The organism is Cronobacter sp. JZ38 (genome assembly GCF_008932145.1).
Taxonomy (GTDB): domain Bacteria; phylum Pseudomonadota; class Gammaproteobacteria; order Enterobacterales; family Enterobacteriaceae; genus Cronobacter; species Cronobacter muytjensii.
Window position 1 is genome coordinate 1,757,210 of sequence record NZ_CP017662.1, and the last position, 21,696, is coordinate 1,778,905.

A 21,696-nucleotide genomic window follows, 5' to 3' on the forward strand; every position below is an offset into this window, starting at 1 on the left:
CTCTTTTAAGAGGAGGAGGGCGGGGGCGAGGGTAAAGAACCAGGCACAGCCCGCTGCGGCTGCGCCCTTGCGGCAACGTGCATAACTTTCCATTTAGCATTCGGAGACACCACAATGACCAGCACAGCGCGCCCATTAGTTTCTGTTTACATGCCGACGTGGAATCGCCAGCAACTGGCCATCCGGGCTATTAATTCCGTGCTGCGCCAGGACTATGACAACTGGGAGCTTATCATTGTCGATGACTGCTCCAGCAACTGGGAACAGCTGCAAAACTTCGTTCTGGCGCTCAACGATCCGCGCGTCAGCTATACGCGCAACGATTTCAACTCCGGCGCGTGCGCGGTACGCAACCAGGCCATTTTGCAGGCGAAGGGCGAATTCATTACCGGCATTGACGATGATGACGAATGGATGCCGAACCGTCTGTCGGTCTTTCTCGCGCACAAAGACAAGCTCAACCAGCACGCGTTTCTCTACGCCAACGACTATCTGTGCGAAGGGCAGGTGTACTCGCAGCCGAACAGCCTGCCGCTTTACCCAAAATCGCCGTGGTCGCTGAAGCTGTTTTACAAGCGCAATATCGTCGGCAACCAGGTGTTTACCTGGGCCTGGCGTTTTAAAGAGTCGCTGTTTGATAACGAGCTTGCCGCCGCCCAGGACTACGACATGTTCCTGCGCATGGTGGTCAACTATGGCGAACCGTGGAAAGTGGAAGAGGCGACGCAAATTCTGCATATCAACCACGGTGAAATGCAGATAACCAAATCCGCGAAAAAGTTTGCCGGTTATTTCCACTTCTATCGCAAACATAAAGACAAATTCGACCGTGCGAGCAAAAAGTATCAGCTATTTACGCTCTATCAGATCCGTAATAAGCGCATGAACTGGCGCACGCTGCTGACGCTGCTCTCTGTTCGCAATACCAAACGTCTGGCCGACAGCCTGCGGGGGAAATAATGCTGCTTGAGGATCTGCGCGCCAACTCATGGAACCTGCGCCCCTGCTGCATGGTGGTCGCCTATCGCATCGCGCACTTCTGCTCGGTGTGGCGCAAAAAAAATGTACTGAACAACCTCTGGGCGGCGCCGGTGCTGCTGCTCTACCGCTTTTTTACCGAGTGTTTCTTCGGTTATGAAATCCAGGCCGCCGCCTCCATTGGCCGCCGCTTCACCATTCACCACGGTTATGCCGTCGTCATCAATAAAAACGTGGTAGCGGGCGACGATTTCACCATTCGCCACGGCGTCACCATCGGCAACCGCGGCGCGGATAATCTCGCCTGTCCGGTCATCGGCAACGGCGTGGAGCTGGGAGCGAATGTGGTGGTGATTGGCGATATCACTATCGGCAATAACGTGACTATCGGCGCGGGCAGCGTGGTGCTGGACAGCGTGCCGGATAACGCGCTGGTCGTGGGCGAAAAAGCGCGGGTGAAGGTAATTAAATGAATATTTTACAGTTTAATGTCCGCCTCGCAGAAGGCGGCGCAGCAGGCGTAGCGCTGGATCTTCACCAGCGCGCCCTGCAAAAAGGGATGCGCTCTCGTTTTATTTACGGCTATGGCAAGGGCGGCAAAAAAAGCGTCAGTCACGACAATTTCCCGGAAGTGGAAAAACATACGCCGCGTCTGACCTCCATTGCCAATATTGCGCTGTTCCGCTTTGCAAACCAGGATCTTTTCGGCTCGCTCGACGGGCTGTATCGCCGCGTCACCCGCACCGACGGGCCGGTGGTGCTGCATTTTCATGTACTGCACAGCTACTGGCTGAATCTCGATAAGGTTGTGGCGTTCTGCCAGAAGCTCAAAGCGCACAAGCGCGACGTTAATTTCGTCTGGACGCTGCACGACCACTGGAGCGTTACGGGCCGCTGCGCGTTTCTCGACGGCTGCGAAGGCTGGAAAACCGGCTGCCAGAAATGCCCGACGCTGGATAACTATCCGCCGGTCAAAGTCGACCGCGCGCGCAGCCTGGTCGACAGCAAACGCCAGCGTTTCCGCGATATGCTGGCGCTCGGCTGCCATTTTATTTCGCCAAGCCAGCATGTCGCCGACGCTTTCAACAGCCTCTACGGGGCCGGGCGCTGCAAAATTATCAATAACGGCATCGATGTGGCGACGGAAGCGATCCTCGCCGAATTGCCGCTGATGGCGCCGGGCACCGGCGCGCCGAAAATCGCGGTGGTTGCGCACGATTTACGCTATGACGGCAAAACCAATCAGCGCCTGGTGCGCGATCTGGTGGCGCTTGGCGATAAAGTCGAAGTGCACACCTTCGGCAAGTTCTCGCCATTTGAGGGCGCCAACGTGGTAAACCACGGCTTCCTCACTGACAAGCGCAAACTGATGAACGATCTGAACCAGATGGACGCGCTGCTGTTTACCTCACGCGTCGACAACTACCCGCTTATCCTCTGCGAAGCGCTCTCGATTGGCGTGCCGGTTATCGCTACCCACAGCGAGGCGGCGCAGGAAGTACTGCATAAATCGGGCGGTAAAACGGTCGATGAGGGCGAGGCGCTGTTGCTTGCGCAGCGCGGCAAAGCGCAGATCGCCGAAGCGGTATTCGGCACCACGCTTGAGGCCTTCCGGGCGCGCAGCCGGGAAGCGTACAGCGGTCAACAGATGCTGGAGGAATATGTCTCGTTCTATCAGAATCTGTAGCTATCTGCTGCTGCCGTTCATCTATCTGGTGGTGAACGTCAAACTGGCGCAGCTCGGCGAGAGTTTCCCGATTACGATTGTGACGTTTTTGCCGGTGCTGCTGCTGCTGTTCGTGGACAAGATAAACCTGAAAAAGCTGATGATTGCGCTGGGCATCGGCGCCGGTCTGACGCTTTTCAACTATCTGTTCGGTAAGTCGCTCGACGCCAGTAAATATGTCACCTCGACGATGCTGTTTCTCTATACGGTCATCATTATCGGGATGACGTGGAGCATCCGCTTCAAGACCATCTCACCGCGTAACTACCGCAAAATCCTGCGGCTATTTTACCTGGTGGTGGGCTTTATCGTCGCGCTGGCGGCGCTGGAGATGGCGCAGATTATCCTCACCGGCGGCAGCAGTCTGATGGAGAACATTTCGAAGTTCCTCATCTACAGCAACAGCTATGTACTCAATTTCATTAAGTTTGGCGGCAAACGCACCACGGCGATGTATTTCGAGCCGGCGTTCTTCGCTCTGGCGTTAATCTCAATTTGGCTCAGCATCAAACAGTTTGGTATCAAAACCCCAAAAACCGATGGTATGATTCTTTTAGGGATAGTCTTATCGGGTTCGTTTTCGGGCGTGATGACATTTATCCTGTTTTATTTGCTTGAGTGGGCGTTTCAGTATCTTAATAAAAACGCGATTCGTAAAAAGTTGCCGCTGGCAATTGTTTCCCTGGCTGTCTTTATCGTGGGCGTGGTGTTCGCCTTCCCGTATATCGCGGAGCGTATCGGTGATTTAGGCACAGAGGGTTCGTCATCCTATTATCGCATCATCGGACCGCTGGTCATGGTGGGATATTCGCTGACGAATATCGATGGTGTAGTGCGTTTTGGTTCGCTTTACGAATATGTCGCATCATTCGGAATTTTTAACGGTGCGGACGTCGGAAAAACAATAGACAATGGGCTCTACCTGCTAATCATTTATTTCTCATGGTTTGCAGTGTTACTCACCGGCTGGTATTTGTTCAGGGTCGGGAAAATGATGATTAACGCTTTTGGTAATAATCAGAATTTTCGCGTACAGCTGTGGTTATTTACACCTGTATCCCTGTTTTTTACCGGTTCGATTTTTAGCCCGGAATATGCGTTCTTAATTGTTTGTCCGTTTATTCTGCGTAAAGCGTTAAACATTACAGATTCCTGATGAGGTAGGCCCGGATGCTTTTAAGTGTAATTACTGTCGCCTGGCGCAATTACGAAGGGGTGGTGAAGACCTGGCAGTCCCTGGCCCACCTGGCGCAGGCCCCGGAAATCGAGTTTGAATGGATTGTCGTGGACGGCGGTTCAAACGACGGCACGGCGCAGTTCCTGGAAGATCTCGACGGTCAGTACAACCTGCGTTTCGTCAGCGAAAAAGACAACGGCATTTACGATGCGATGAATAAAGGCATCGCTATGGCCAATGGTCGCTTTGCGATTTTTCTGAATTCCGGTGACGTATTTCATCCGAATGTGGCAGACGTAGCGCGCCAGCTGGCCGCTGCGCCTGCGAATGAAGACGCGATGTATATTGGCGACGCGCTGCTGGATTTTGGCGACGGCAATAAAATTCGCCGCAGCGCGAAAAGCGGCTGGTATATTTACCACAGCCTGCCTGCCAGCCATCAGGCCATTTTCTTCCCGGTTTCCGGGCTTAAAAAGTACCCCTACGATCTGCAATATAAAGTCTCATCCGATTACGCGTTAACCGCCAAAATGTATAAATCCGGCTACGGCTTTAAAAAGCTGAAAGGACTGGTGTCAGAATTCTCAATGGGCGGCGTGTCAACCTCGAATAATCTGGAATTATGTCAGGACGCTAAAAAAGTTCAGCGCAACATATTACGGGTTCCTGGAATATTAACAGAACTTTCTTATTTATTACGCATGCGTACGACCGGAAAAGCTAAGGCGCTGTATAACAAAGCATAAAGCCTTGCCATAAGGAAAGCATATGCAGGATTTAAGCGGATTCTCGGTGCCGAAAGGTTTCCGGGGCGGGCACCCTATTAAGGTTCAGTTGTGGTGGGCGGTTCAGGCGACGCTTTTTGCCTGGTCTCCACAAATATTATATCGCTGGCGCGCCTTTTTATTACGGTTATTTGGCGCGCGTATTGGCAAAGGTGTGGTCATTCGCCCTTCGGTGCAAATTACCTACCCCTGGAAATTAACTATCGGCGATTACGCCTGGGTTGGGGATGACGCGGTGCTCTACACGCTCGGGGACATCACTATCGGCGCCAACGCCGTGGTGTCGCAGAAATGCTACCTGTGCACCGGCAGCCACGACTATATGAGCCCGCATTTTGATATTACCGCCGAGCCGATTGTGATTGGCGAGAAGGCCTGGCTTGCGACGGATGTGTTTGTCGCACCGGGCGTCACTGTCGGCGCAGGCACGGTGGTTGGCGCACGCAGCAGCGTATTTAAGACGCTGCCGGCGAACAAGATCTGCCGCGGCAACCCGGCGCAGATTGTTCGTGACCGCGTAGAGACGCAATAACGCGTCACGCCACAACAGATTTCCCCTCTCAAGCCGAGAGGGTTTGGGAAAGGGGAGCAGGACACTGATCCCTGAATTAATAAACGGCCTGGTGAGCCAGGCAAAGTCCGATTTAAACAGAGGAAAAACAAATTATGAGTAAAGTTGCTCTCATTACCGGCGTAACCGGACAAGATGGCTCCTATCTGGCTGAGTTTCTGCTTGAGAAAGGGTATGAAGTTCACGGTATCAAACGCCGCGCGTCTTCTTTCAATACCGAGCGTGTTGACCATATCTATCAGGATCCGCACAGCAGCAACCCGAAATTCCACCTGCACTATGGTGACCTGACGGATACCTCCAACCTGACCCGTATCCTGCAGGAAGTGCAGCCGGACGAAGTGTACAACCTGGGCGCGATGAGCCACGTAGCGGTCTCTTTCGAATCCCCGGAATACACCGCAGACGTAGACGCCATGGGCACCCTGCGCCTGCTGGAAGCGATTCGCTTCCTGGGTCTGGAGAAGAAAACCCGTTTTTATCAGGCGTCCACCTCTGAGCTGTATGGCCTGGTGCAGGAAATTCCGCAGAAAGAGACCACGCCGTTCTACCCGCGCTCTCCATACGCGGTCGCGAAACTGTACGCTTACTGGATCACCGTGAACTACCGTGAATCCTACGGCATGTACGCGTGCAACGGCATTCTGTTCAACCACGAATCTCCGCGTCGCGGCGAAACCTTCGTAACCCGCAAAATTACCCGCGCTATCGCCAACATCGCTCAGGGTCTGGAATCCTGCCTGCATCTGGGCAACATGGACTCCCTGCGTGACTGGGGCCATGCCAAAGACTACGTGAAAATGCAGTGGATGATGCTGCAGCAGGAGCAGCCGGAAGACTTCGTTATCGCAACGGGCGTGCAGTACTCCGTGCGTCAGTTCGTCGAAATGGCGGCCGCACAGCTGGGCATCAAACTGCGCTTTGAAGGCAAAGGCGTGGAAGAGAAAGGCATCGTAGTTTCCGTGACCGGTCACGACGCACCGGGTGTGAAGCCGGGCGACGTTATCGTTCAGGTTGACCCGCGTTACTTCCGTCCTGCTGAAGTGGAAACCCTGCTGGGCGACCCGACCAAAGCACACGAGAAACTGGGCTGGAAACCGGAAATCACGCTGCAGGAAATGGTCTCTGAAATGGTCGCGAAAGATCTCGAAGCCGCGAAGAAACACTCGCTGCTGAAATCTCACGGCTACGAGGTTGCCATCGCGCTGGAGTCCTGAGCATGAAAAAGCAACGTATTTTTGTGGCCGGCCACCGCGGGATGGTGGGGTCGGCCATCGTTCGCCAGCTTGAGCAGCGCGACGACGTCGAGCTGGTGCTCAAAGGGCGCGACGAGCTGAACCTGCTGGACAGCGCGGCGGTCAACGCGTTCTTCGCGGATGCCGCGCTTGACCAGGTTTACCTGGCGGCGGCGAAGGTGGGCGGCATTGTTGCCAACAACACCTATCCGGCGGACTTCATCTACGAAAATATGATGATTGAGAGCAACATCATTCACGCGGCGCATCTGCACAACGTGAACAAGCTGTTGTTCCTCGGATCGTCGTGCATCTACCCGAAACTGGCCAACCAGCCAATTAAGGAAAGCGAACTCCTGCAGGGGACGCTGGAGCCGACGAACGAGCCGTACGCTATCGCCAAAATCGCGGGCATCAAGCTGTGCGAGTCTTACAACCGCCAGCACAACCGCGACTACCGCTCGGTGATGCCGACCAACCTGTATGGTCCGCATGACAACTTCCACCCGAGCAACTCGCACGTTATCCCGGCGCTGCTGCGTCGCTTCCATGAAGCGACCCAGGAGAACGCGGCGGACGTAGTGGTGTGGGGCAGCGGTACGCCGATGCGCGAATTCCTGCATGTGGATGACATGGCAGCCGCCAGCATTCACGTGATGGAGCTTGACCGCGAAGTGTGGCAGGAGAACACCGAGCCGATGCTGTCGCACATTAATGTGGGCACCGGCGTCGACTGCACCATTCGCGAGCTGGCGCAGACCATCGCGAAAGTGGTGGGCTACAAAGGCCGCGTGGTGTTTGACGCGTCTAAACCGGACGGTACGCCGCGCAAATTGCTCGACGTTAATCGTCTGCACTCACTGGGCTGGTATCACGAGATTTCACTGGAGGCAGGCCTTGCCAGCACATACCAGTGGTTCCTTGAAAACCAGCATCGTTTCCGGGGGTAAGGATGTTTTTAAGTCAGGAAGATTTTGCCACCGTGGTGCGCTCCACGCCGCTTATCTCCATCGATCTGATTGTCGAAAACGAGCAGGGGGAGTTCCTGCTCGGTCATCGCACCAATCGTCCGGCGCAGGGCTTCTGGTTCGTGCCTGGCGGTCGGGTTCAGAAAGATGAGCCGCTGGCGCAGGCGTTTGAACGCCTGACGCAGGCGGAGCTTGGCAAACGCTTTTCGATGCCGGAGGGAGAGTTTTACGGCGTCTGGCAGCACTTCTATGACGACAACTTCTCCGGGACCGACTTCACGACCCATTACATCGTGCTGGGTTTCCGGCTGCGCGTAAACGCGGAGGAGCTCAACCTGCCCAAAGAGCAGCACGAAGCCTACCGCTGGCAGTCGCCCGCCTCGATCGTGGCAAGTGAAGATGTGCATGACAACAGCCGCGCCTACTTTATGGCTGAACGCTTTGCCGGAGTACCGGGCTTATGAAAATCCTGGTTTACGGCATCAACTACTCGCCGGAGCTGACCGGTATCGGTAAGTACACCGGCGAGATGGTGGAATGGATGGCCCGTCAGGGCCATGAGGTGCGGGTCATTACCGCACCGCCATACTACCCGGCCTGGAAAGTGGGGGAGAACTACTCCTCCTGGCGCTGGCGCAAAGAGCAGGGCGCCGCCACGGTGTGGCGCTGCCCGCTTTATGTCCCGAAACAGCCTTCTACTTTAAAACGCCTGATCCATCTCGGCAGCTTTGCAGCCAGCTCGTTCTTCCCGCTGCTGGCCCAGCGTCGCTGGAAGCCGGATCGCATCATCGGCGTGGTGCCGACACTGTTTTGTACGCCGGGCATGCGCCTGCTGGCGAAGCTCTCCGGCGCGAAAACCGTGTTGCACATACAGGATTACGAAGTGGACGCCATGCTCGGTCTTGGCATGGCGGGCCGCGGCAAGGGGGGCAAAATCGCCCGTCTCGCCAGCCGTTTTGAGCGCAGCGGTCTGCATAACGTCGATAACGTGTCGACCATTTCGCGCTCCATGATGAACAAAGCCAAAGAAAAAGGGGTCCCTGCGGAGCGCGTGATTTTCTTCCCGAACTGGTCCGAAGTGGCGCGGTTCCGGGATGTGAAAACCGAAGACGTCGACGCGCTGCGCCGCGAACTGGGTCTGCCTGCGGATAAAAAAATCATCCTCTACTCCGGCAACATCGGGGAGAAACAGGGGCTGGAAAACGCCATTGAGGTGGCGGCCCGCTTTACCGACCAGCCGTGGATTTTCGCGATTGTCGGCCAGGGCGGCGGCAAAGCGCGCCTCGAAAAAATGGTCGCGGAGCGCGGGCTCACTAACGTGCGGTTCTTCCCGCTACAGCCTTATGAAGCGCTCCCGGCGTTGCTCAAGATGGCGGATTGCCATCTGGTGATTCAAAAGCGCGGCGCAGCCGACGCGGTTCTGCCATCCAAGCTCACCAATATTCTGGCGGTGGGCGGCAATGCGGTTATCACGGCGGAGAGCGACACCGAGCTCGGACAGCTCTGTATCGCGGAGCCTGGCATCGCCGTCTGCGTGGAGCCAGAGTCGGTCGACGCGCTGGCGGCAGGGATCGAAAGCGCCCTGGCGCTGCCCAAAGACAACACGGTGGCACGTGAATATGCCGAACGCACGCTCGAAAAAGAGAACGTGTTAAGCCAATTTATCGCTGATATTCGGGGTTAAGCCATGAGTCAGTCAAAACTCTTTCCGGTAATTATGGCAGGGGGCTCCGGCAGCCGTCTGTGGCCGCTTTCCCGCGTGCTTTACCCAAAACAGTTCCTCTGCCTGAAAGGGGATCTGACAATGCTTCAGACCACCGTCTGCCGCTTAAACGGCGTGCAGTGCGAAAGCCCGGTGGTTATCTGCAACGAACAGCATCGTTTTATCGTCGCCGAGCAGTTGCGCCAGCTAAACAAGCTCACCGAAAACATCATTCTTGAGCCTGCCGGACGCAATACCGCGCCGGCCATCGCTCTGGCAGCGCTGGCGGCGAAACGCAACAGCCCGGACACCGATCCGCTGATGCTGGTGCTGGCGGCCGATCACATGATTCAGGACGAAGACGCGTTTCGCAGCGCCGTGCGCGCCGCGATGCCGTTCGCTGAGAGCGGCAAGCTGGTGACCTTCGGCATCGTGCCGAATCTGCCGGAAACCGGCTACGGCTACATCCGCCGCGGCGAGGTGTGCAACCCGGAGGTGGCGGTTGACGCCGTCGCCTTCAGCGTGGCGCAGTTCGTGGAAAAACCGGATCTGGAGACCGCCCGTTCTTATGTCAACAGCGGCGAATATTACTGGAACAGCGGCATGTTCCTGTTCCGTGCCGGCCGTTATCTGGAAGAGCTGGCGAAATACCGCCCGGACATTCTGGATGCCTGTGAAAAAGCCATGGGCACGGTTGACCCCGATCTCGACTTTATCCGCGTTGATGAAGAAGCCTTCCTGGCCTGCCCGGAAGAGTCTATCGACTACGCCGTGATGGAAAAAACCGCCGACGCGGTCGTGGTGCCGATGGACGCGGGCTGGAGCGATGTCGGCTCTTGGTCATCGCTGTGGGAAATCTCCAACCGATCGCCGGAAGGCAACGTGCATCACGGCGACGTGATTTCGCACAACACCGAAAACAGCTACGTCTATGCCGAATCCGGTCTGGTGACGACCGTCGGCGTGAAAGATCTCGTCGTGGTGCAGACCAAAGACGCGGTGCTGATTGCCGACCGTAATCACGTTCAGGACGTGAAGAAAGTGGTCGAGAAGATCAAAGCCGATGGTCGCCATGAGCATCATATCCACCGCGAAGTGTACCGCCCGTGGGGCAAATATGACTCCATCGATCAGGGTGACCGCTACCAGGTGAAACGCATCACGGTGAAGCCGGGCGAGGGCCTGTCGTTGCAGATGCATCATCACCGCGCTGAACACTGGATTGTCGTGGCGGGCACCGCGAAGGTGACGATTAACGACGAGGTGAAACTGGTGGGCGAGAATGAGTCGGTCTACATCCCGCTCGGCGCCACCCACTGCCTGGAAAACCCCGGCAAGATCCCGCTGGATCTGATTGAAGTGCGCTCCGGCACGTATCTGGAAGAAGACGATGTGATTCGCTTCGCCGACCGTTACGGGCGGGTTTGATTCTGCGGCATCGTTTATGCGCCCCGGTCACGTCGATGACGGCGCGACCGGGGCGCGAAATCGGCATGCAGAACCGTGCAGAATTTTTTCCGATAAAAAAGACCACCCAAGAGATAAAAAATGGAAAAGTTAACGTGTTTTAAAGCCTACGACATTCGTGGGCGTCTTGGCGAAGAACTGAATGACGATATCGCATGGCGTATTGGCCGTGCCTATGGCGAGTTCCTGAAACCGAAAACTATCGTGCTGGGCGGCGATGTGCGCCTGACCAGCGAATCCCTGAAGCTTTCGCTGGCGAAAGGTCTGCAGGACGCGGGCGTGGACGTGCTGGATATCGGCCTGTCCGGCACCGAAGAGATCTACTTCGCCACCTTCCATCTGGGCGTGGATGGCGGCATTGAAGTGACCGCAAGCCACAACCCGATGGATTACAACGGCATGAAGCTGGTGCGCGAAGGCGCGCGCCCGATTAGCGGCGACACTGGCCTGCGCGACGTGCAGCGTCTCGCGGAAGCGAACGACTTCCCGCCGGTGAACGAGGCCAAACGCGGCAGCTACAAAAAAATCGACCTGCGCGAGGCGTACATCGACCACCTGCTGGGCTATATCGACGTTAACAACCTCAAACCGCTGAAACTGGTGATTAACTCCGGCAACGGCGCGGCAGGTCCGGTGGTGGACGCCATTGAAGCGCGCTTTAAAGCGCAGGGCGTGCCGGTTGAGTTCATTAAAGTTCACAACACCCCGGACGGTAACTTCCCGAACGGTATTCCTAACCCGCTGCTGCCGGAGTGCCGCGACGACACCCGTAACGCGGTGATTGAACACGGCGCGGACATGGGCATCGCGTTTGACGGCGATTTCGACCGCTGCTTCCTGTTCGACGAAACCGGGCAGTTTATCGAGGGCTACTACATTGTCGGTCTGCTGGCCGAAGCGTTCCTCGAAAAACACCCTGGCGCGAAAATCATCCATGACCCTCGTCTGTCCTGGAACACCGTGGACGTGGTGAAAGCCGCCGGCGGTGTGCCGGTGATGTCCAAAACCGGTCACGCGTTTATCAAAGAGCGTATGCGCCAGGAAGACGCCATCTACGGCGGCGAAATGAGCGCGCACCATTACTTCCGTGATTTCGCCTACTGCGACAGCGGCATGATCCCGTGGCTGCTGGTCACTGAACTGCTGTGCCTGAAAGGCCAGTCGCTGGGCGAGCTGGTACGCGACCGTATGGCGGCGTTCCCGGCGAGCGGCGAAATCAACAGCAAGCTGGCAGAGCCTGCCGTGGCGATTAAGCGCGTGGAAGATCACTTCGCGCCGCAGGCAAGCGAGACAGACCACACCGACGGCATCAGCATGGCGTTTGGCGACTGGCGCTTTAACTTGCGTTCGTCCAACACCGAGCCGGTGGTGCGTCTCAATGTGGAGTCACGCGGCGATACGGCGCTGATGCAGGCGAAAACCGAAGAAATTCTGGCTCTGCTGAATCAGTAAAACGGCGCGGCCGCCCGGCGTCGCTTCACTGCGACGCCATCGCCCCGCAGGCGCAGGCCTGCCGGGTGCCGGGCAGCCGCTTAACTGCGCCTTACGGCGCCTGAAGGTACGACGATGACAAATCTAAAAAAGCGCGAACGAGCCAAAACGAATGCATCGTTAATCTCTCTGGTGCAACGATTCTCCGACATAACCATTATGTTCGTCGGACTGTGGGTGGTGTGCAGGATCAATGAGCTGCCGTTTTTCTACATGCATCTGCTGATGGCCCTGACCACCCTTGTTGTATTCCAGATGATTGGCGGGATCACCGATTTTTACCGCTCCTGGCGCGGCGTCAAAATCTCGACCGAACTGCTGCTGCTGTTGCAGAACTGGACCATGAGCCTGGTGTTCAGCGCCGGCCTGATGGCGTTTAACCCCGATTTCGAAAGCCCGTTCCGCGTCTTCTTGGCCTGGTATCTGCTGACCGGCGCCGGCATGGTGATTTGCCGTTCGGCGATTCGCTTCGGCGCGGGCTGGCTGCGTAATCGCGGCTATAACACCCGTCGCGTAGCGATCGCGGGCGCGCAGCCGGTGGGCCAGCAGCTCGCCGAAAGCTTTCGCAATGAGCCGTGGCTGGGCTTTGAAGTGGTCGGTATTTATCACGATCCGGAGCCGGGCGGCGTGCCGACCGGCTGGGCCGGCAACCTTGAGCAGCTGGTGGAAGACGCCCGCGCGGGCAAGATCCACAACGTCTATATCGCCATGTCGATGAGCGAAGAGGCGGCGATGAAGAAGCTGGTGCGCCGGCTTTCCGATACCACCTGCTCTGTGATGCTGATCCCGGACGTATTTACGTTCAACATTTTGCACTCGCGCCTGGACGACGTGAACGGCGTGCCGGTGGTGCCGCTGTATGACACGCCGCTTTCTGGCATTAACCGCATTCTGAAGCGCGTGGAAGATATCATCCTGGCCTCGATGATCCTGCTGCTGATTTCGCCGGTGCTGTGCTGTATCGCGGTCGCCGTGAAGCTCAGCTCGCCAGGCCCGATTATCTTTCGCCAGACCCGCTACGGCATGGACGGCAAGCCTATCATGGTGTGGAAATTCCGCTCCATGCGCGTGATGGAAAACGACAAGGTGGTGAAGCAGGCGACCCAGAACGATCCGCGCGTAACCAAAGTAGGCAACTTCCTGCGCCGCACCTCGCTTGATGAACTGCCGCAGTTTATCAACGTGCTGACCGGCGAGATGTCGATTGTCGGCCCGCGTCCGCACGCGGTAGCGCATAACGAGCAGTATCGCGCGCTGATTCAGGGCTACATGCTGCGCCATAAAGTGAAACCTGGCATCACCGGCTGGGCGCAGATCAACGGCTGGCGCGGCGAGACCGATACCCTGGAGAAGATGGAAAAACGCATCGAGTTCGATCTGGAGTACATCCGCGAGTGGAGTGTCTGGCTCGATATCAAAATCGTTTTCCTGACCGTGTTCAAAGGCTTTGTTAACAAAGCGGCTTATTAAGGGTAGTGGGTCATGAGCCTTCGCGACAAAACCATTAGCGGCGCCAAGTGGTCCGCGATTTCGACGGTCATTATCATCAGCCTCGGGCTGGTGCAGATGACCATCCTGGCGCGGCTGATGGATGGTCATCAGTTCGGCCTGTTGACTATCAGTCTGGTGATTATCGCGCTGGCCGATACGCTCTCCGATTTCGGGATTGCGAACTCGATTATCCAGCGCAAAACCATCAGCCATCTCGAACTGACAACGCTGTACTGGCTGAACGTCGGTCTCGGGATAGTGGTCTGCGCGGCGGTGTTTCTCTTAAGCGACCTGATTGCGGGCGTGCTGCATAACCCGGATCTGGCGCCGCTTATCAAAACGCTGGCGTTCGCCTTTGTGGTGATCCCGCACGGTCAGCAGTTCCGCGCGCTGATGCAAAAAGAGCTGGAGTTCAACAAGATTGGCTCTATCGAAACCTTCTCGGTGCTGGCGGGCTTCACCTTTACGGTGATTTCCGCGCAGTACTGGCCGGTAGCGATGACCGCCATTCTCGGTTATCTGGTGAATACCGCAGTGCGTACGCTGCTGTTCGGTTTCTTCGGGCGCAAGATTTACCGTCCGGGCCTGCATTTCTCACTGGCGTCTGTGTCGTCTAACCTGAAGTTCGGCGCCTGGCTGACGGCGGACAGCCTGGTGAATTATATCAATACCAACCTCTCAACGCTGGTGCTGGCGCGCATCCTCGGCGCGGCGGTGGCCGGGGGCTATAACCTCGCGTACAACGTGGCGGTTGTGCCGCCGATGAAGCTCAACCCCATCATCACCCGCGTGCTGTTCCCGGCCTTCGCCAAAATTCAGGACGATACTGACAAGCTGCGCGTGAATTTCTACAAGCTGCTCTCGGTGGTCGGCATTATTAACTTTCCGGCGCTGCTGGGGCTGATGGTGGTGTCGAATAACTTCGTGCCGCTGGTGTTCGGCGAAAAGTGGGTGAGCATTGTGCCTGTCCTGCAACTGCTGTGCGTTGTCGGCCTGCTGCGCTCTATCGGCAACCCGATTGGCTCGCTGCTGATGGCGAAAGCGCGTGTTGATATCAGCTTTAAATTCAACGTGTTTAAAACCTTCCTGTTTATTCCGGCCATTATCGCGGGCGGGCATCTCGGCGGCGCGCTCGGCGTGACGCTCGGCTTCCTGCTGGTGCAGGTTATCAACACTATCCTGAGCTATTTCATCATGATTAAGCCAGTGCTGGGCTCCAGTTACCGCGAGTATATCCAGAGCATTCTGCTGCCATTCTGGCTCTCATTGCCTACGCTGGTGGTCAGCTTTGCGCTGGGCGTGGCGCTGAAGGGGCATCTGCCGCTCGCCTCGCTGCTGGCGGTGCAGATTGCGGCCGGCGTGCTGGCGTTCGCCGTGACGATGGTGCTGTCGCGCAATGCGCTGGTGGTGGAACTGAAACGTCAGTTTTGCCGCAACGATAAAATGAAAATGCTGCTCCGTGCAGGCTGATCCCGTTAAAAATTATTGATGCGCAAGCCCCTGCGGCCGGAGTGCCGCGAAAAGGGCGAGCGTATATTTCAGAGGTCAACATGAAGTTACTCATTCTTGGCAACCACACCTGCGGAAACCGTGGCGACAGCGCCATCCTGCGCGGATTGATTGATGCGATAGCGCTTCAGGACCCGACGGCAGACGTCGACGTCATGAGCCGCTACCCGGTGAGCTCCGCCTGGCTGCTGGACAGAGAGGTCATGCCTGACCCGCTCTACAAACAGATGAAGCAATTTAATAACGCGGCAGGCGTGATGGGCCGCGTGAAGAAAGTGCTGCGTCGTCGCTATCAGCACCAGGTGCTGCTGGCCAAAGTGACCGGCAACGGCAAGCTGCGCAATATCTCTCTGCCGCAGGGGTTTACTGATTTCGTCGGCCTGCTTGGCGGCTACGACGCGATTATTCAGGTCGGCGGCTCGTTCTTCGTCGATCTTTACGGCACTCCGCAGTTCGAACATGCGCTGTGCGCCTTTATGGCGAAAAAGCCGCTGTTTATGGTTGGTCATAGTGTCGGCCCGTTCCAGGAGCCGCAGTTTAATCAGCTCGCAAACTATGTGTTTGGCCACTGCGACGCGCTGATCCTGCGCGAAACCGTGAGCCTTGATCTGATGAAAAAAGGCCAGATCGATACCTCAAAAGTGGAGCTCGGCGTCGATACCGCCTGGCTTGTCGAGCACCATAACGACGATTTCGTCCCGAGCTACGCCGTACAGCACTGGCTGGACGTGGCGGCGCGCGAGAAAACCGTGGCGATTACGCTGCGTGAACTCGCGCCATTCGACAAACGTCTCGGCACCACCCAGCAGGCTTACGAGCAGGCGTTCGCGAATGTGGTCAACCGCATCATCGATGAAGGCTACCAGGTGCTGGCGCTCTCTACCTGTACCGGCATCGACAGCTATAACAAAGATGACCGCATGGTGGCGCTGAATCTCAGCAAGCTGGTGAAAGATCCGTCGCGCTTCCACGTGGTGATGGATGAACTGAACGACCTCGAAATGGGCAAAATTCTGGGCGCCTGCGAGCTGACCGTGGGCACCCGTCTGCATTCGGCGATTATCTCAATGAACTTCGGCACACCTGCCATCGCCATTAACTACGAGCACAAGTCCGCGGGCATCATGCAGCAGCTCGGCATGCCGGAGATGGCGATTGAGATCCGCCACCTGCTGGATGGCTCGCTGCAGGCGATGGTGGGCGACACTTTAGGCCAGCTGCCAGCGATTAACGAGCGCCTTGCGGCGGCCGTCGCCGCCGAGCGTGAGAAGGGCCAGCAGATGGTGAAATCGGTATTGATGCGTGCGGGAGGGGCCCGATGAAAATCAGCTTTTTTCTGCTGAAATTCCCGGTCGCCTCTGAAACGTTCGTCCTGAACCAGATAGTCGGCTTTATCAACATGGGGTATGAGGTGGAGATCGTCTCGCTGCAAAAGGGCGATCTTAAGAACACCCATGCGGCCTATACCGAGTACAACCTGGCGCAGAAAACCCGTTTTCTGCTGGAAGAGCCGGAAGGCAAAGCCGCGAAGCTCAAATATCGCGCCACGCACACTGCGCGCGGGCTGTTTAACGCCCGCACCTGGCGGGCGCTGAATATGGGCCGCTACGGCGACGAGGCGCGTAACCTGATCCTCTCTGCCATTTGCGGGCGCGTGCCGGGCACGCTGAAAGCCGATGTTTTTATCGCGCACTTCGGCCCGGCGGGAGTTACCGCCGCGAAACTGCGCGAACTCGGCGTGCTGGACGGCAAAATCGCCACCGTATTCCACGGTATCGATGTCTCGCACCGTGAAGTGCTGACACGCTATACACCGGAGTATCAGCAGCTGTTTCGCCGTGGTGATTTAATGCTGCCGATTAGCGAACTGTGGGCCGAGCGCCTTAAAGCGATGGGCTGCCCGCAGGAGAAAATCGCTGTCTCGCGCATGGGCGTGGACATGGAGAAATTCTCGCTGCGTCCGCTCAAGCAGCCGGGTACGCCGCTTGAGATTATCTCGGTCGCGCGTCTGACTGAGAAAAAAGGGCTGCATGTGGCGATCGAAGCCTGCCGCCTGCTGAAAGGCCGCGGCGTGGACTTTCGTTACAACATCCTGGGCACCGGGCCGTGGGAGCGCCGCCTGCATACGCTGATTGAGCAGTATGGTCTGGAAGATTGCGTCTTTATGCCTGGTTTTAAACCCAGCCATGAAGTAAAAGCAATGCTCGACGAGGCCGATCTGTTCCTTCTGCCTTCCGTAACCGGCGTGGATGGCGATATGGAAGGCATTCCTGTGGCGCTGATGGAGGCGATGGCGGTGGGAATTCCGGTCGTCTCCACGCTGCACAGCGGCATACCGGAGCTTATCGACGCCGAAAAATCGGGCTGGCTGGTGCCGGAGAACGACCCCCAGGCGCTGGCGGAAAAACTGCAGGCCTTCGCCGCGATCGACGAGCAAACGCTGCGTCCGATGCTAAGCCGCGCCCGTGAAAAAGTGGAAACCGAGTTTAACCAGCAGCGCATCTACCGCGAACTCGCGGGCCTGCTGCAAACCCTGTAACCCGAGGTTTTATGCGTAAATTGATGTCGTCCGGGCGCCTTACCCGCCGGACTTTCGTGCAGGCCGGCGCCGCGACGGCGCTACTGCCGCTGTTGCACAGCCGCGCCGCCCGTGCCGTGCCGGGCGGCAAAACGGTGAATGTCGCCGATTACTACCGCGATAACTGGCCGCAGGCGTTTAAGCTCGCGTTCAACGAGGCGCAGACCGTCGAAGTGCCCGCAAACCTTACCTGCGACAACATCAACAGCCCTGTCTTTATGCCTGCCGGTAAAACTCTGCGAGTCCTGGGCGCGCTCAAAGGCAATGGAAAAGGGCGGTTTATTCTTCAGGACGGCTGTCAGATCCTCGGCGAGAAAAAAGGGCGGCTGCATAATATTATTCTCGACGTGCGCGGCTCGCAGGTAGCGATTAAAGGCGTCGAGATGACCGGCTTCGGCCCGGTGATGCAGATTTACATCGGCGGCAAAAAACCGCAGAAAATGCAGGGGCTGGTGATTGATGATATTTACATTCACGACGCCAACTACGGCATTTTGCGCCAGGGCTTTCATAACGAACTGCGCGACGTACGCATCACCAACGGGCGCTTTGAGCGTTTGCAGGGCGACGCCATAGAGTGGAACGTGGCTATCAATGATTCGGAGCTGCTTATCTCCGATCACGTGCTTGATAACATCAACTGCACCAACGGCAAGATCAACTGGGGCATCGGCATTGGCCTTGCGGGCAGCACCTACGATAACGACTACCCGGAAAGTCAGGCGGTGAAGAATTTCGTCGTGGCGAATATCACCGGCAGCAACTGCCGCCAGCTGGTGCATGTGGAGAACGGCAAACATTTTGTCATCCGCAACGTGAAGGCCAAAAATATCACGCCGGACTTCAGTAAAACCGCGGGCATTGATAATGCCACGGTGGCGATTTATGGCTGCGATAACTTCTTGATTGATAACGTTCAGATGGTAAACAGCGCGGGCATGCTGATTGGCTACGGCGTTATCAAGGGCAACTACCTGTCGATTCCGCAGAACTTTAAGCTTAACGACATCCATATGGATAACCGCAACCTGCCGTATAAGCTGCGCGGTATCCAGATCTCTTCTGGCAACGCCACGTCTTTTGTCGCCATTACCAACGTCGATATGAAGCGCGCCACGCTTGAGCTGCATAACAAGCCGCAGCATCTCTTTGTGCGCAATGTGAAGGTGATGCAGGAGTCGTCCGTTGGCCCCGCGCTGAAGATGCACTTTGACCTGCGTAAAGACGTGCGCGGCCGCTTTATGGCCAAAGACGACACGCTGCTGTCGCTGGCGAATATTCAGGCGGTCAACGAAAAAGGGCAGAGTTCGGTCGACATTGACCGCGTGGATCATCAGCACGTGAATGCGGAAAAGCTGAATTTTGCGCTGCCGCAAAGAGCTCGTTAGACAAGGCAGACCAAAACAATGAGCGCCTTTTTAAATGCAACGAATGCGTGTTTTATGAGCAAACTTACGCGATTCATACTGGCGATCCGACGGTAAAAGCTTATACTTCCTCAAATTATTAAGGGAACCTCATTAGCTGAAAGTTGCTTCCTGGAAGGCAGGGCGGCGCTTTCAGTTTTTTATTGAAGTAGTCACTAACGCATCGGGCAGGATATGAAAGAGAAGGTAATTTTTATCGGCGCGTCTGGGTTTGTCGGCACCAGACTTATTGAGAGGGCACTGTCTGACTTCGATATCACGAATTTTGACAAGCAAAACAGCCATTTCTATCCCGATATCACGGTAGCGGGCGATGTGCGTGATAAAGCCTCGCTTGAGAAACAGCTTAGCGAATGCTCTACCGTTGTCCTTCTGGCCGCCGAGCACCGTGATGATGTGAGCCCTACCTCGCTCTATTATGACGTTAATGTCGAAGGCACGCGCAATGTGCTTGAAGCGATGGATAAACACAACATCAAGAATATTATCTTCACCAGCTCCGTGGCGGTGTACGGTCTCAATAAAAAGAACCCCGATGAAAACCACCCGGTCGATCCGTTCAATCATTACGGTAAAAGTAAGTGGCAGGCGGAAGAAGTGTTACGTGAGTGGTTTAACCGCGCACCGGAAAGCCGTTCACTGACCATTGTGCGCCCGACGGTTATTTTTGGAGAGCGCAACCGCGGCAACGTTTATAATTTACTCAAGCAAATAGCCAGTGGCCGTTTTGCTATGGTTGGTGCAGGTAATAATTATAAATCAATGGCTTATGTAGGCAATATTGTTGAGTTTATTACCTGGAAACTGAAAAACGTAGCACCTGGATACCAGGTTTACAATTACGTGGATAAGCCGGATCTGAATATGAACCAGCTTGTCGCGGAAGTTGAGAAGAGCCTCGACAAAAAGATCCCTTCAGTCCATTTGCCTTATCCGATCGGTATGCTCGGTGGTTATTGTTTCGACATACTGAGCAAAGTGACAGGTAAGAAGTACGCTGTCAGCGCGGTACGTGTGAAAAAATTCTGCGCAACGACGCAGTTTGACGCCACCAAAGTGCATCAGTCTGGCTTTGTTGCGCCATTCACGCTCTCAGAAGGGCTCGATCGCACGTTACAATATGAATTTGTCGCCGTAAAACATGACGACATTACTTTCGTCTCTGAGTAAAACGCGGTCAGACAATAAGGGAAAATGCACTGATTCTTTTGTGCACGGAAAGGAAGCTCTGGAAATCGTATTTGGCTGTTTTCCGAATTCTCTGAGCCCAATTAAGAGTTAAGTCAGTTCTTATGTTATCAGGTATCTGAAAATCGCAGAATGGCAGCCGTTGAGACACTCGTTTGATTCACGTGGCTGTGATTGACCAAATTCAAGATAACAAACATTTAGAGGTGGAAAGAGATGGTTAATATGAAAGCAGTTATTCCCGTCGCAGGACTTGGCATGCATATGCTGCCTGCCACCAAGGCGATTCCGAAGGAGATGCTGCCGATTGTCGATAAGCCAATGATTCAGTACATTGTCGACGAAATCGTAGCGGCGGGGATCAAGGAAATTGTGCTGGTTACCCACTCCTCCAAAAACGCGGTTGAGAACCACTTCGACACCTCTTACGAACTCGAAGCGCTGCTTGAACAGCGTGTGAAGCGCCAGCTTCTGGCGGAAGTGCAGTCCATCTGCCCGCCGGGCGTGACCATCATGAACGTGCGTCAGGCGCAGCCGCTGGGCCTCGGCCACTCCATTCTTTGCGCGCGCCCGATTATTGGCGACAATCCATTTGTCGTCGTGCTGCCGGATGTTATTATTGACGCCGCTTCAGCTGACCCGCTGCGTTATAACCTGGCCGCTATGATTGCACGCTTCCAGGAAAACGGCCGCAGCCAGGTGCTGGCGAAGCGCATGGCGGGCGATCTCTCTGAGTATTCTGTTATCACGACTCAGGATGCGCTGGATACCGAAGGTAAAATCAGCCGTATCGTCGACTTTATTGAGAAGCCGGATCAGCCGCAGACGCTGAATTCTGACCTGATGGCCGTTGGCCGCTATGTGCTTTCCGCCGATGTGTGGGATGAGCTTGCGAAAACCGAGCCGGGCGCCTGGGGCCGTATTCAGCTGACCGATGCTATCGCTCGTCTGAACGAGAAGAAGCCTGTTGAGGCGATGCTGATGACCGGTGAGAGCTACGATTGCGGTAAAAAAATGGGTTACATGAAGGCGTTCGTGAACTACGGCCTGCGTAACCTGAAAGAAGGGCAGAAGTTCCGCGAGAGCATTAAGAAAATCCTGGCGTAAGCCAGTCGCTATGCGCGGTACGCTATACAGGCAGGATAGCCTTTGATAAAACGGCAGTAGAGCATTCGGGTTGATAAGCATTTATACTCGACGGACTCACTGCCGTTTTGTTTTTTTGATGTAAAAAAGCGCTCTGACGGGCATTAACAGAGGACGTTTGTGGCGGCTCTGTTGTTAAAGAGTGCCTTGTGCCTGGCGAAAGGATAGCTTCACCCCCAGTACACTGGTAGCTGTTGAGCCAGGGGCGGTAGCATTGTTTCGCCACGCTGAGCGGTGCCAGGCAGTGACCCTTCAAA

At 56.0% G+C, this 21,696-nt stretch carries 19 protein-coding genes; all 19 read left to right on the plus strand.

Features of this window, described 5'->3' with window-relative positions; genetic code table 11:
* Positions 1-114 precede the first annotated feature (114 nt).
* The 19 genes from wcaA to galF all read left to right on the plus strand — a co-directional run bounded on the left by wcaA (position 115) and on the right by galF (position 21,400).
* Positions 115-960, plus strand: coding sequence for a colanic acid biosynthesis glycosyltransferase WcaA (gene wcaA, locus BJP61_RS08230; RefSeq protein ID WP_038861931.1), 846 nt, complete (start codon positions 115-117; stop codon positions 958-960).
* Between the two features lie 2 nt (positions 961-962).
* Positions 963-1,451, plus strand: coding sequence for a colanic acid biosynthesis acetyltransferase WcaB (gene wcaB, locus BJP61_RS08235; protein WP_108695648.1), 489 nt, complete (start codon positions 963-965; stop codon positions 1,449-1,451).
* Positions 1,448-2,665 (plus strand): colanic acid biosynthesis glycosyltransferase WcaC, encoded by a 1,218-nt coding sequence (gene wcaC, locus BJP61_RS08240; protein WP_038861939.1) that lies wholly within the window; start codon positions 1,448-1,450, stop codon positions 2,663-2,665. The genes wcaB and wcaC overlap by 4 nt, the downstream gene beginning before the upstream one ends.
* On the plus strand, positions 2,640-3,860 hold the full coding sequence (gene wcaD, locus BJP61_RS08245) for a colanic acid polymerase WcaD (protein WP_038861944.1): 1,221 nt from the start codon (positions 2,640-2,642) through the stop codon (positions 3,858-3,860). Before wcaC ends, wcaD begins: the two co-directional genes overlap by 26 nt.
* A gap of 14 nt (positions 3,861-3,874) precedes the next feature.
* The gene (gene wcaE / locus BJP61_RS08250; RefSeq protein WP_038861945.1) at positions 3,875-4,627 is read left to right on the plus strand and encodes a colanic acid biosynthesis glycosyltransferase WcaE; all 753 of its coding nucleotides are present in this window, start codon (positions 3,875-3,877) and stop codon (positions 4,625-4,627) included.
* Between the two features lie 22 nt (positions 4,628-4,649).
* Positions 4,650-5,198, plus strand: a complete 549-nt coding sequence (gene wcaF / locus BJP61_RS08255; RefSeq protein ID WP_038861949.1) for a colanic acid biosynthesis acetyltransferase WcaF — start codon at positions 4,650-4,652, stop codon at positions 5,196-5,198.
* A 134-nt stretch (positions 5,199-5,332) separates the two neighbouring features.
* Positions 5,333-6,454 (plus strand): GDP-mannose 4,6-dehydratase, encoded by a 1,122-nt coding sequence (gene gmd, locus BJP61_RS08260; protein WP_004386768.1) that lies wholly within the window; start codon positions 5,333-5,335, stop codon positions 6,452-6,454.
* Positions 6,455-6,456: 2 nt separating this feature from the next.
* Positions 6,457-7,422 (plus strand): GDP-L-fucose synthase, encoded by a 966-nt coding sequence (locus BJP61_RS08265; RefSeq protein WP_075192400.1) that lies wholly within the window; start codon positions 6,457-6,459, stop codon positions 7,420-7,422.
* A gap of 2 nt (positions 7,423-7,424) precedes the next feature.
* Positions 7,425-7,904, plus strand: coding sequence for a GDP-mannose mannosyl hydrolase (locus BJP61_RS08270; RefSeq protein WP_171998124.1), 480 nt, complete (start codon positions 7,425-7,427; stop codon positions 7,902-7,904).
* Positions 7,901-9,124 carry a colanic acid biosynthesis fucosyltransferase WcaI gene (wcaI, locus tag BJP61_RS08275; protein ID WP_038861956.1) on the plus strand — a complete coding sequence of 408 codons (1,224 nt, stop codon included), beginning with the start codon at positions 7,901-7,903 and terminating at the stop codon, positions 9,122-9,124. The genes BJP61_RS08270 and wcaI overlap by 4 nt, the downstream gene beginning before the upstream one ends.
* Before the next feature lie 3 nt (positions 9,125-9,127).
* Positions 9,128-10,570: a mannose-1-phosphate guanyltransferase gene (cpsB, locus tag BJP61_RS08280; protein ID WP_038861959.1), complete on the plus strand. Its 1,443-nt coding sequence runs from the start codon at positions 9,128-9,130 to the stop codon at positions 10,568-10,570.
* Positions 10,571-10,690: 120 nt separating this feature from the next.
* The gene (gene cpsG, locus BJP61_RS08285; RefSeq protein WP_075192402.1) at positions 10,691-12,061 is read left to right on the plus strand and encodes a colanic acid biosynthesis phosphomannomutase CpsG; all 1,371 of its coding nucleotides are present in this window, start codon (positions 10,691-10,693) and stop codon (positions 12,059-12,061) included.
* 114 nt (positions 12,062-12,175) lie between these two features.
* Entirely contained in the window at positions 12,176-13,570 is a 1,395-nt protein-coding gene (gene wcaJ, locus BJP61_RS08290) for an undecaprenyl-phosphate glucose phosphotransferase (protein WP_171998125.1), read from the plus strand.
* A gap of 12 nt (positions 13,571-13,582) precedes the next feature.
* Positions 13,583-15,061 carry an MOP flippase family protein gene (locus BJP61_RS08295; RefSeq protein ID WP_171998126.1) on the plus strand — a complete coding sequence of 493 codons (1,479 nt, stop codon included), beginning with the start codon at positions 13,583-13,585 and terminating at the stop codon, positions 15,059-15,061.
* Between the two features lie 80 nt (positions 15,062-15,141).
* Positions 15,142-16,422, plus strand: coding sequence for a colanic acid biosynthesis pyruvyl transferase WcaK (wcaK, locus tag BJP61_RS08300; RefSeq protein WP_171998127.1), 1,281 nt, complete (start codon positions 15,142-15,144; stop codon positions 16,420-16,422).
* Complete coding sequence (gene wcaL / locus BJP61_RS08305; protein WP_171998128.1) at positions 16,419-17,639, plus strand: colanic acid biosynthesis glycosyltransferase WcaL; 1,221 nt, start codon at positions 16,419-16,421, stop codon at positions 17,637-17,639. The genes wcaK and wcaL overlap by 4 nt, the downstream gene beginning before the upstream one ends.
* Before the next feature lie 11 nt (positions 17,640-17,650).
* Entirely contained in the window at positions 17,651-19,066 is a 1,416-nt protein-coding gene (gene wcaM / locus BJP61_RS08310) for a colanic acid biosynthesis protein WcaM (RefSeq protein ID WP_171998129.1), read from the plus strand.
* Positions 19,067-19,279: 213 nt separating this feature from the next.
* On the plus strand, positions 19,280-20,275 hold the full coding sequence (locus tag BJP61_RS08315) for an NAD-dependent epimerase/dehydratase family protein (protein ID WP_161578929.1): 996 nt from the start codon (positions 19,280-19,282) through the stop codon (positions 20,273-20,275).
* Positions 20,276-20,509: 234 nt separating this feature from the next.
* Complete coding sequence (gene galF, locus BJP61_RS08320) at positions 20,510-21,400, plus strand: UTP--glucose-1-phosphate uridylyltransferase GalF (RefSeq protein ID WP_171998130.1); 891 nt, start codon at positions 20,510-20,512, stop codon at positions 21,398-21,400.
* The last annotated feature ends 296 nt before the right edge of the window (positions 21,401-21,696 follow it).